The 11,746-nt window shown below is 36.7% G+C and carries 7 protein-coding genes, 2 tRNA genes and 2 rRNA genes (1 of these 11 only partly in view); 5 read left to right on the top strand and 6 right to left on the bottom strand.

Translation table 11 applies throughout. The annotated features are described in order from the left end of the window. Positions 1-8 precede the first annotated feature (8 nt). The 6 genes from tssD to ATE84_RS18440 form a co-directional block, all read right to left on the bottom strand. Positions 9-710, bottom strand: coding sequence for a type VI secretion system tube protein TssD (tssD, locus tag ATE84_RS18470; RefSeq protein WP_101449363.1), 702 nt, complete (start codon positions 708-710; stop codon positions 9-11). 710 nt (positions 711-1,420) lie between these two features. Then, the gene (locus ATE84_RS18465) at positions 1,421-1,939 is read right to left on the bottom strand and encodes a hypothetical protein (RefSeq protein WP_101449362.1); all 519 of its coding nucleotides are present in this window, start codon (positions 1,937-1,939) and stop codon (positions 1,421-1,423) included. A gap of 367 nt (positions 1,940-2,306) precedes the next feature. Beyond that, positions 2,307-2,864, bottom strand: a complete 558-nt coding sequence (locus ATE84_RS18460) for a hypothetical protein (RefSeq protein ID WP_143273668.1) — start codon at positions 2,862-2,864, stop codon at positions 2,307-2,309. 489 nt (positions 2,865-3,353) lie between these two features. Further along, complete coding sequence (locus ATE84_RS18450; RefSeq protein WP_101449360.1) at positions 3,354-4,022, bottom strand: PolC-type DNA polymerase III; 669 nt, start codon at positions 4,020-4,022, stop codon at positions 3,354-3,356. Between the two features lies 1 nt (position 4,023). Then, a complete protein-coding gene (locus tag ATE84_RS18445) occupies positions 4,024-5,934 on the bottom strand; it encodes a DUF294 nucleotidyltransferase-like domain-containing protein (protein WP_101449359.1) in 1,911 nt (636 codons plus the stop codon). A 370-nt stretch (positions 5,935-6,304) separates the two neighbouring features. Next, positions 6,305-7,393 carry a M42 family metallopeptidase gene (locus ATE84_RS18440; RefSeq protein WP_101449358.1) on the bottom strand — a complete coding sequence of 363 codons (1,089 nt, stop codon included), beginning with the start codon at positions 7,391-7,393 and terminating at the stop codon, positions 6,305-6,307. Between the two features lie 142 nt (positions 7,394-7,535). Here ATE84_RS18440 and ATE84_RS18435 point away from each other — a divergent pair, with 142 nt between their 5' ends. From ATE84_RS18435 to ATE84_RS18415, 5 genes are all read left to right on the top strand, one after another. Next, positions 7,536-8,219 (top strand): DUF4294 domain-containing protein, encoded by a 684-nt coding sequence (locus ATE84_RS18435; protein ID WP_233195842.1) that lies wholly within the window; start codon positions 7,536-7,538, stop codon positions 8,217-8,219. Between the two features lie 856 nt (positions 8,220-9,075). After that, positions 9,076-10,597 (top strand): 16S ribosomal RNA (locus tag ATE84_RS18430). 177 nt (positions 10,598-10,774) lie between these two features. Beyond that, positions 10,775-10,848: transfer RNA gene (locus ATE84_RS18425), tRNA-Ile, on the top strand. 193 nt (positions 10,849-11,041) lie between these two features. After that, positions 11,042-11,115: transfer RNA gene (locus ATE84_RS18420), tRNA-Ala, on the top strand. A gap of 230 nt (positions 11,116-11,345) precedes the next feature. Next, positions 11,346-11,746 (top strand): 23S ribosomal RNA (locus tag ATE84_RS18415) (it continues 2,419 nt past the right edge of the window). Together the 16S and 23S rRNA genes with 2 tRNA genes alongside form the textbook arrangement of a ribosomal RNA operon.

The raw sequence follows: 11,746 nt of genomic DNA, 5'->3' as shown, positions 1-11,746 counted from the left end.
ATGGATAACTAGGAGTTTTGTTCTTCTATAATTTCTAATTCAATTTTGGTGATATCACCTCTAATGGGGATATCTGGGAATAAATCATCCTCCAGTATTTTCCCATTATACCTAAAGTCATGTTTCTTATTGGATAAATTAATATCAACAGTTTTACCTGAACCATTTTTTGTTTTAAGAACTAGAAAAGCTTTACCATTATATTTTTCGTCTATTTTATTACCTTTCTCATCTTCAAAATGTCCTGATTCAATAATTAAATTTTCTTGTTCTTCTCTAACCATAACAGGTATCTCCTCACTCAGAAACGCTGTTTCCCGCCTCGACGTAGTATATTTTCCTTGAGAATGTGAATCTTCTATACCTGCTGCGGTAATGAGAATAGTTTCAGTAAGGGGCTCTCTGCCATTTGCTTTAAATTCTGTATGATCCAAAGTTACATAACAATCTACAAATCTAATGCTACGAGTTCTACCTCCAGAAACATGAGAAGTATATTCGAGTATGATCTCTTGTGTTTTTTGTGTGGGATGTATTGCTTTTTCAAAAAAGGAGGTATCTTGTGTAGCTTCGATTACTACTAATAATCCTGTATGAAAAGGTCTGGAGGTTGGTCTCCCTGTCTCATCACTACACTGTTTTATACCTTGTTTGGATCGAAGTACTTTGTATACTCGACCGTTGGCATAGAGTTTGGCAATGATAGCCATAGTTTTTTTAGTTTTTAAGAGTTTACTAATTTACACATAATTATAGTTCAATGGCTTAGAACAAGGATATATATGCACTAGTACATAAATACTTGTTTGTACTTATTTATAATCGTTTACAAACATTTATTTCGTTATAAAAACTCATGCTTGTCAATACTCTTATTTTTTAATCCCCAAAGCTACAGCTACCTTTTTTATTACCGTTATGGGAAACCACATGGTAGGGGAGAAAGTTTTTTGTATGCGAGCTAGGTTTTGGGTGTTAGGTATTATAGGTGTGAGGTGTGAGGTGTGTGGTGTGTGGTGTGTGGTGTGAGGTTTGAGGTTTTAGGGTTTTAGGGTTTGAGGGTTTTAGGGTTTGAGGGTTTGAGGGTTTGAGGGTTTGAGGGTTTGAGGGTTTGAGGGTTTGAGGGTTTGAGGGTTTGAGGGTTTGAGGGTTTGGAGTTTGAGGGTTTGGAGTTTGAGGGTTTGGAGTTTGAGGGTTTGGAGTTTGAGGTTTTGGGTTTCAGGTTTTGGGTTTGTATAAGAATAGTAAGGGGTTAAAATGCACTTGCTTTTTGGTTTAAGACCTAGCCAAATTTAAAAATTTGTTGTTATTTTTCATTTAATCGTCAAATTGTAAATTTGGGGGATTTTGCTAATAGACAACAACCTTCCGGTTAAAAACTAATCGCCCTATTTGCCATATATAGTGTTGTGCGTAGGTATTATTGTTTATTCAATTCAAATGTTCCTTTGTCCTTTGGGAAACTAGAATCATAATCGCCACTAATTTCAATTCCATCATTGTCTTTCATTCCGTCATATTTAATAAATTGTCCATTTCCAATTGATATTTTAGCTTTAAAAAATCTACGATGGTATGCATTACTTTCATTCGGTCGTCTTTTTTGTCCAGTGCTATTTCCATTGATATCCGATTCCGAAAAGTTACCTGATAATTCCACTATTTTATTTTGTCCAGGTTTATAAAGACTCCAAAGATTATAGTAAATGAGCGTTTCGCTTTTAAATTCCGCATTATTATTTTCAGGAATTGTCGTCAGGACTTTTCCGCTAACGAGTGCATATTCAGAACTGTTCCATTGTCCATTCCAATTTGATTCCACAAAGTTTTCAGGTATTGAAGTTTTATAGACAATTTCATTTGATATATACACAACGACAAAAAGAATCAAAATCGTTATTAAAATTCGTTTTATTATTTTCAGAAATTTATTTTTCATTCAGAGTTCAGTTTTTCTCAACTTACGCACAACGCCAAATGGATGAATAGGAGTAAGGTAAAAAAGCCTGAACCAATCGATTTATCTGCGCATTTTTATTTCTTGTTTAATTTATAAAAATCTAACGCCATTGCAAAATGGAAAGGGCCTTTCGATCCAACACTAAACTTTGCTCTGATTTTATATATAATGTTTGCAAATCGTCTATTTTACCATCTTTCCTCTAACTTTTCTAAATTTCCATCATAGAAGTATAAAAAGGCTTCGAGTCCATCATTTTTTGTTTGTTCCGGAATTATACTACAGAAATCTTTATCATAATAGTCATATTCAACAAATCCAAACCACTTTTTTTTCTTGCGAGTTATTAATGAGTTTTTTTTGTTTTCAACAAAGTTTTTCCTTTAGCTTTTAGTAATTGTAATACTTTTTCTTTTTTATCAATATTATCATACGCTCCTTTTACATTATATTCAAACATTCCTTTTTTCTTACTATAAGTTATAAATACGATAGCTCTATCGACAGCGTTTATATCAAACTTATTTTTATACACATATACATAAATAGACTTTCTAATGTTTTCTAAATAATACTTTTTATGCCTATCAAGGTTTCTCTTAAAGTTAGCACTACGAACAGCTATCTTTTGTCCTTCTTCAATTTTTACTAATTCTCCATTTCCATTATAGATTACTTCTTCAACTTGATAATGATCTATATAATAGGTGAAATCTGGAACAGGTTTAGACAAATTAAAAATCTTCTTTTTCTTTTTGTCAGAAAAAGGGTTTTGTTTTTTTACTTTGAGAACTATAATATTAGGGGAATCTAGAATTTTCTCTAAGGGTACTTGTACAACTCTATCGCGTGACATAGGCATCAATATTATAAATAATAAAGCCATCAATTTTGTGTGTATCATAGTGCATACTTTATGATTCTTTCCGTTTACATTACAAAAATAAATGAAATATTTTTAATCAAGACAAGTGTTCAATGAGTAAAATTTTATACTTGTTTTCTCTTCTCACGGTAGGCAAAAATGATATTTGCACTAGTACACATATCTGTTTGTACTTATTTGTAATCGTTTACAAACACTCATTTTATATACGAGCTGGGTTTTGGGTTTCAGGTTTGAGGTTTCTGGTTTCAGGTTTGAGGTTTGAGGTTTGAGGTTTGAGGTTTGAGGTTTGAGGTTTGAGGTTTCTGGTTTCTGGTTTCAGGTTTGAGGTTTGAGGTATTAGGTTTGAGGTTTGAGGTTTCAGGTTTTGGGTTTTGGGTTTCAGGTTTCAGGTTTCTGATTTTTGTATACGCTTCGCGTACCCTGAGCGTAGTCGAAGGGTACACACACCTAACACCTAATACCACACACCTAAAACCTGAGCGTAGCGGAAACGTACATCAGTTCCTAAAGCAACCCTCTTCTATTAGGATTAAAAAACAAATCTTTTAAGGTAACTTTTCTTTTTTTGGTGAGGGAGGCTATGATTTTTAAAAAGAGGAGTCCGGTAATAAACGCATCCCCAGAAGAGGTATGCCTGTCGTGCTTTGCGATATTAAAAATAGCACTAAGCTCATCTAGCCCATAGTGTTTATGTGTCGCCTTGCATAACTCTGTTTTTTTAAACAATACACCGGTATCCAGAGTTTTGTTCTTCAGTTTAGGTAATTGTAGTCGGGCCAGGCATTTATTGATCATGGCTACATCAAAATCGGCATGGTGTGCTACCAGAATGGCATCTTTTATATAATCCAAAAAATGAGCAATGGCTTCGCTTTCTTTTACTTTGGTGATATGTCCGCTCTTTAGGATACCGTGTATTTCAACCGTCTCGGGGTTAAAGGTTTCTTGTTGCAGATAGACTTCAAAACTATCGGCAACATCCATTGTGTTTCCTGTTACAGCAATCGCCCCGATAGATAGGATTTTATCATTGGTAATATCCAGCCCTGTGGTTTCGGTATCAAAAACTACAAAGCGGGTGGTAGCTAGTGTACGGTCCTTTTTGGTGTTGAAATGCTGTAGGTAGCGGTTCCAATAATCGGGATATTGTTTATGTCTAAACCATCTAAGCATACTATAACATTTGTGATAAATTAAAACGTACCCGTATAAGCTCCTGCATATCTTTAATAGACTTAAAACAGCCTTTTAGCCTTAAACGCTCTACCTTGCTCAGGGATTTCACATCAATAAACCTTCCCGAATTGTTATGTAGTAACCCTTGTTCGGTTCTAAATCGCAGTAAAATCTTAAACGCATGGATACAGGATTCATACAGGTTTTTGTTCTGGGGTTCAATTTCGGCTAATTTTTCATACCTCAGGATAGTATTGTTACAGTTTTTAATGTTGTGTGATAAGGTGAGTAGTCGTGCCGCATCAATAATAGGCATTAATGCTCTGGCTTTGATATCAAACTGATCCTTGTGATTACCGCTGTGTTCTACCAGAAACTGTTTAAAAAAGCTTAATGGAGGTGGATTTTTTAAGGCATTCAATCCTAAGAAATTCAGGAAGATCTCATAGGCATCTATAGATTCAAAAATATGTTGCGATAGTTCGTCTGCCAGGTTCTTATTTCCGTAGATCAAATGGTAATCAAAAAAAATAGTACATAGCATGATAGAATCTTCATTGGGATGGGTGATCCAGGTGGCAAACTGTTGTTTCCATTCAGACACCGATAAGCACCATTTTGGATTGCTAGCCATCATTTCTGCCGGGCAAAATTCAAAACCAACAGTATGTAGCTTAGACGTGATTTTTTCTGATAGTGATAGAAAATAGCGTTTGGTATTGTCATAGTCCTGTTTGGGTACGTCTTCAAAAACCAACGCATTATCCTGATCGGTGAGTAATAACTGCTCTTGTCTGCCCTGGCTCCCTAATGCAAACCAACCAAAGGAGGTGGGTGGGGCAGTGGTCATTTCTGCTATCGAAAGGGTGATGACTTTTTGGGTGATGGCTTCAGTAAGTGCAGAAATGATTTTTGATACATAAAAAATCGGCATTTGCTGTTTGATATATCCTTGTAAAAGTTGTTGGGCCTTATCGGTGATCTGTTGTAAGGTTTCTGCATCTTTGGCACGTTTAACCTCTTTTACCAAGGCAGAAGGATTGTTACCGCGCACAACCACAATATCATGTTCTGATAGGATGCCGATCAGATCAGAATCAGAAGTTCCGTTTTTGGTGATGCATAAGTGCGTGATTTTATGTTGTAGCATCGCAATTTGAGCTTCGGCCACAGAGATCGTTTCGGGATAAGTAATCACCGGGGCAGACATGATACTTTCTACCGTATCTTCTATTGCAAAAATACCCGTGGCAATTTTGGTACGAAGGTCTTTATCGGTAATAATACCAAGGGGCTTGTTTTGCTCGGTAATAATAATCGAACCTACCTTTTGGCTAGTCATCTTTTTTGCTGCTTCTCTGATAGTGATATCCTGACTGCAGGTCACAGGGCTTTTTGAGTATTGTATAGAATGTACTTCGGTAAACGCAGATGGGGAACTCTGAAACCTGTCTACATTAGCAAACAAGGTTCCTTTATGCTCATTAGAATACGGATTTCTGATATTGGTTGCAAAACTTGCCAATAAAAACTTGTTAACCCCGGCATTGGTATTGATAATATCGTCCAGAGATTTAGAAGAGATGCTGTATACAATACTTTCTTCTATCGCTTTTGCGCTTAGCAGGTAATTGCCTTTTCGTATCACAGCTCTTAATCCAAAGATATCACCTTCGTCACATTTATCGATCAATAGATTTTGTTCTCCAAATAATCCTACAGCACCATCTTTTACGATATAAAAATGATCATGAATTTTTTCATCTTTTTTAAAAAGGGTAGTATCATCCTCGAGGTAAATTACTTTTACATCTTTAGAAATTGTATAAAGTTGCTCTTGGGTTAAAACATCAAAAGGAGGGAAGTCTTTTAAGAAATCAAAGATTCTTTCTGCAATCGTATTTTTCATGATACTAATGTATGCAAAAAGAAGCCTAAGGGATATGAGATTTGTCAGGTTTTATAATCCGGGGATCCATAGTATACACCAGAATTTGAGGTGATAAATCATTATTCTCCAGCCTGTACTGAGCTATGTCGAAGTATCGAATCACACCTTTAGATTAGTATTTAAATATGGCTTAGCGTGTTTACCCGTCTGTTCGAGTGATTTTTCGTAATGTAATGAAGAAAAATTGTATCGAGAACTCATCATGCTAGCCCTTTTAAGAGGATCAAGAATAATGATTTCCTTATCTAGAACTTAAGCCAAAAACCAAACACAATAAAAAATCCCATTTGAGAAATCAAATGGGATTTTTTATTACTTTAATTATAATCTATTCAAAATAACTAAAAGACTCTCCTTCTTTTATAGAAAGTAGACTTTCATAGATCAATTCAATAACATGTTCTACATCTTTTCTGTGTACCATTTCTACAGTGGTGTGCATATAACGCAACGGTAAAGAGATTAATGCAGAAGCAACACCACCATTGCTATAAGCAAATGCATCGGTATCTGTTCCTGTCATTCTACTAGATGCCATACGCTGAAACGGAATCTTTTTCTTTTCGGCAGTATCAATCAATACTTCTCTCAATCTATTCTGAACCGCAGGAGCGTAAGAAATAACAGGGCCATCACCAATTTTGGTTTCTCCCTGCGTTTTCTTTTCAATCATCGGGGTAGTGGTATCATGGCAAACATCGGTCACAATAGCTACATCGGGTTTAATCGTATGTGTGATCATCTCTGCACCTCTTAGACCAATCTCTTCCTGTACAGAATTTGTGATATATAGACCAAACGGTAGTTTCTTTTTGTTTTCTTTCAGTAAACGAGCTACTTCGGCAATCATAAAACCTCCCATACGGTTATCTAGAGCGCGACACACAAACTTATCTTTATTCAGAATAAAAAACTCATCTGGGTAAGTAATCACGCAACCTACATGTACCCCTAGTTTTAATACCTCTTCTTTGGTATTACATCCTACATCGATACATATATTTTCTAGAGTAGGGGCTTGCTCTTTAGCACCTTTTCTGGTGTGTATAGCCGGCCATCCAAAAACACCTTGTACAATACCTTTTTTGGTGTGGATATTTACACGCTTAGACGTTGCAATCTGGTGATCACTTCCTCCATTTCTAATCACATAAATAAGTCCGTTATCAGTAATATAGTTTACATACCACGAGATTTCATCGGCATGTCCCTCGATAACAACTTTATATTTTGCCTTAGGATTAATAACCCCCACTGCAGAACCATAGGTATCGGTTATAAATTCATCTACATACGGTTTTAGGTAGTTCATCCAGATTTTTTGCCCTTCCCATTCGTATCCTGTAGGAGCTGGATTATTTAGATATTTTTCAAGAAAAGTCAGGGACTTTTTATTTAGAATGCTCTTTTTTGCCATAGTGTTGTTTTATTTTATAGCGAAAATAACAATATTCACATTCATTTTACAGTTTACAAATGGTTAATTGTTAATTTTGGAACAATTTTAGAACGTCTCATAATCTATTATGATAAAACACTCGGTATATATTATATTGATAATGCTCACTTCTTTGGTAAATGCCCAAAAAAGAGATCAAAAACCTATGGATACGACTAAGGTAGATACCACTGGTTATGTACAGTATTATATTATAGAGGGAGATACAATCCCGCATGAAGCTATTGATCTCGATGAAGTGATTATTTTAGGGAGGTTAAATTTTAAAGACAAGCTAGCAAGAAGAAGGTATCTTATCCTAAGACGTAAGACTAGAAAAGTATATCCCTATGCAAAACTGGCAGCAGATAGATTAATGACGCTTAATGAACGATTAGAAGATATTGACTCTAAGAGAAAAAAGAGGAAATATATAAAAATGTTGCAGAAGTACATGGAAGAAGAGTTTACCAAAGAATTAAAAAAACTTACCCGTACAGAAGGACAGATACTAGTCAAATTGATTCATCGTCAAACCAGTAAAACAATGTTCGAACTGGTAAAAGAGTACAGGAGTGGGTGGAGAGCTTTTTGGTATAACAATACCGCTAAGCTTTTTAGTATTTCATTAAAAGAGGAGTATGACCCTATAAATGTAGAAGAAGATTATTGGATAGAGGATATCTTACAGCGAAGTTTTCAGTCAAATATATTAAAAGAACAAAAAACGGCTTTGGATTTTAGTTTTTATGATCTAAGAAATAAATGGTCTGGTAAAGCCAAAACAACTTCGGAAAAAAAATAATTTAGGGTATTTCCCCAAAAAAAATGGGGCCGGGCTGTACGTTATATCTTTTGTTATGCAGAGAATAAAGTTGTTTAGAACTATAGGTTATAAGGAATATCTTATATAAACTATATAGGATTAACAAAAGGATGCCACTTCCATCCCTAATACAAAACAATACATTGTATCCATATCTGGGTATTGAAACACAGAAAAAGTATAAAAAATCCAACTCTATTCTGATTAAATTTCTTATCTTCGTGTTCTATCTTTTTTAAAATCAGCACGTTTCTTATTTTCTGTAAAAAATTATACCAAAAGGTGTTGTTAGGAATAAAAAGGTTTCTATCTTTGCACCCGCAAAACGGGATATTGTTTTGGGAGTTCATTGAGATTTATTTTTTTGATTTTCGGGTTAAGAGAAAGTTTTAAAAACTTTATCAAAAAAATCTTGTCAGAATAAAAAAGGGTTGTATGTTTGCGCCCTGCAAAAATGGGATATGTTTTTGCGAGTTCATTGAGATTTGGTTTGATTTTTTCTTAGAATTTTTTTTAAAAATAAATCAAAAAAAACTTTGTAGAAATAAAAAGGGTTGTATATTTGCACCCGCTTAGAGAAACAAAGCATAGTTCATAAAAATAGTAGTATTGGTTTAGGGTGTTTTTTGTAAACATTTATAGGGTTCGATTCCTTATTTACGATCTATAATTAATAGCGATGAAGATTGCTTTATTAGTTAAAAAAGTTCATAGACATATTGATTGACAGCGCGTATTAAACTATTGATAGTTTATACAAAGAATAAAGACTAGAGACATTATTGAGATACGATTATAATTCCGTTGTATTGTTTTGAATAATATTTAAAGACAAACGATGAAGAGTTTGATCCTGGCTCAGGATGAACGCTAGCGGCAGGCTTAACACATGCAAGTCGAGGGGTAACAGGGGTGCTTGCACTCGCTGACGACCGGCGCACGGGTGCGTAACGCGTATAGAATCTACCTTATAGTAAGGGATAGCCCAGAGAAATTTGGATTAATACCTTATAGTATCTTAAGTGAGCATTCACTAAGGATTAAAGATTTATTGCTATAAGATGACTATGCGTTCTATTAGCTAGTTGGTATGGTAACGGCATACCAAGGCTACGATAGATAGGGGTCCTGAGAGGGAGATCCCCCACACTGGTACTGAGACACGGACCAGACTCCTACGGGAGGCAGCAGTGAGGAATATTGGACAATGGAGGCAACTCTGATCCAGCCATGCCGCGTGTAGGAAGACTGCCCTATGGGTTGTAAACTACTTTTATAGAGGAAGAAACCATCTCACGTGTGAGATGCTGACGGTACTCTACGAATAAGGATCGGCTAACTCCGTGCCAGCAGCCGCGGTAATACGGAGGATCCAAGCGTTATCCGGAATCATTGGGTTTAAAGGGTCCGTAGGCGGGTTTGTAAGTCAGTGGTGAAAGTTTTCGGCTCAACCGGAAAATTGCCATTGATACTGCAAGTCTTGAATTATTGTGAAGTGGTTAGAATGTGTAGTGTAGCGGTGAAATGCATAGATATTACACAGAATACCGATTGCGAAGGCAGATCACTAACAATTAATTGACGCTAAGGGACGAAAGCGTGGGTAGCGAACAGGATTAGATACCCTGGTAGTCCACGCCGTAAACGATGGTTACTAGCTGTTCGGACTTCGGTCTGAGTGGCTAAGCGAAAGTGATAAGTAACCCACCTGGGGAGTACGTTCGCAAGAATGAAACTCAAAGGAATTGACGGGGGCCCGCACAAGCGGTGGAGCATGTGGTTTAATTCGATGATACGCGAGGAACCTTACCAGGGCTTAAATGTAGATTGACAGGTTTAGAGATAGACTTTCCTTCGGGCAATTTACAAGGTGCTGCATGGTTGTCGTCAGCTCGTGCCGTGAGGTGTCAGGTTAAGTCCTATAACGAGCGCAACCCCTGTTGTTAGTTGCCAGCGAGTGATGTCGGGAACTCTAGCAAGACTGCCGGTGCAAACCGCGAGGAAGGTGGGGATGACGTCAAATCATCACGGCCCTTACGTCCTGGGCCACACACGTGCTACAATGGTAGGTACAGAGAGCAGCCACTGGGTGACCAGGAGCGAATCTATAAAGCCTATCACAGTTCGGATCGGAGTCTGCAACTCGACTCCGTGAAGCTGGAATCGCTAGTAATCGGATATCAGCCATGATCCGGTGAATACGTTCCCGGGCCTTGTACACACCGCCCGTCAAGCCATGGAAGCTGGGAGTACCTGAAGTCCGTCACCGTAAGGAGCGGCCTAGGGTAAAACTGGTAACTGGGGCTAAGTCGTAACAAGGTAGCCGTACCGGAAGGTGCGGCTGGAACACCTCCTTTCTAGAGATTTCCTATTTAATAGGAGACCAGAAATGATACGATGGAATGTATCTTGGTTGTTTTTAGTCTTTATGCTGTTAATTAATTATTTAGTATTGAGTACAGAGTATTAGGTATTAGGTAAGATTTTTAGATTTTGATCTAATTCTGATTACTGATTACTCACTACTAAAAGACAGTCTCATAGCTCAGCTGGTTAGAGCGCTACACTGATAATGTAGAGGTCGGCAGTTCGAGTCTGCCTGAGACTACGAAATTTAAAATGTAAAAGTTTAAATTTAAAATGTAAAAGTTAATTTTTGTTTACTTTTCAGTTTATTATTTTTCGGTTTTACATTTTACATTTGATAAGTTCATAATATATTGAAAAAGGAAATTCTAGAAGATAGAGTTTAAGTCACATTATTCGTAATTCTAAATTCGACATTCTGAATTTCAAATAATGGGGGATTAGCTCAGCTGGCTAGAGCGCCTGCCTTGCACGCAGGAGGTCATCGGTTCGACTCCGATATTCTCCACGATTCTTTAGATATAAGGATTGATAGATTATAAAGCACAGGATTCATGATATGAAAAAGTCTTTATACTCATTGATTTTATATTAATGATAAGAAAAACGTTCATTGACATATTGATTTAAAAATACGAGCATTAATTGTTTACAATTAATGATAATAAAAGAGGTTGATACTAATTTAGTTACTTTATTAGTATCGACAAAAACTAAAAGAGCAAGTTAAAGCAAGACGCATAAGCTAATTAAGGGCGTATGGGGAATGCCTAGGCTCTCAGAGGCGAAGAAGGACGTGATAAGCTGCGAAAAGCTACGGGGAGGGGCACATACCTATTGATCCGTAGATATCCGAATGGGGCAACCCACTATATTGAAGATATAGTATCCAGCAATGGAGGCGAACCCGGAGAACTGAAACATCTAAGTACCCGGAGGAGAAGAAAACAAAAGTGATTCCGTTAGTAGTGGCGAGCGAACGCGGATTAGCCCAAACCATAATTGTTACGGCAGTTGTGGGGTTGTAGGACTACGATATAAGAGATGTGATGAATTAGAATCCTTTGGAAAGAGGAGCCATAGACAGTGATAGCCTGGTATAAGTAAAGAGCATTAATTTAGTAGTATCCTGAGTAGTG

Source organism: Aquimarina sp. MAR_2010_214 (genome assembly GCF_002846555.1).
GTDB lineage: Bacteria > Bacteroidota > Bacteroidia > Flavobacteriales > Flavobacteriaceae > Aquimarina.
Note: the sequence above shows the minus strand (reverse complement) of the source record. Positions and strands in the feature narration are given on the sequence as shown.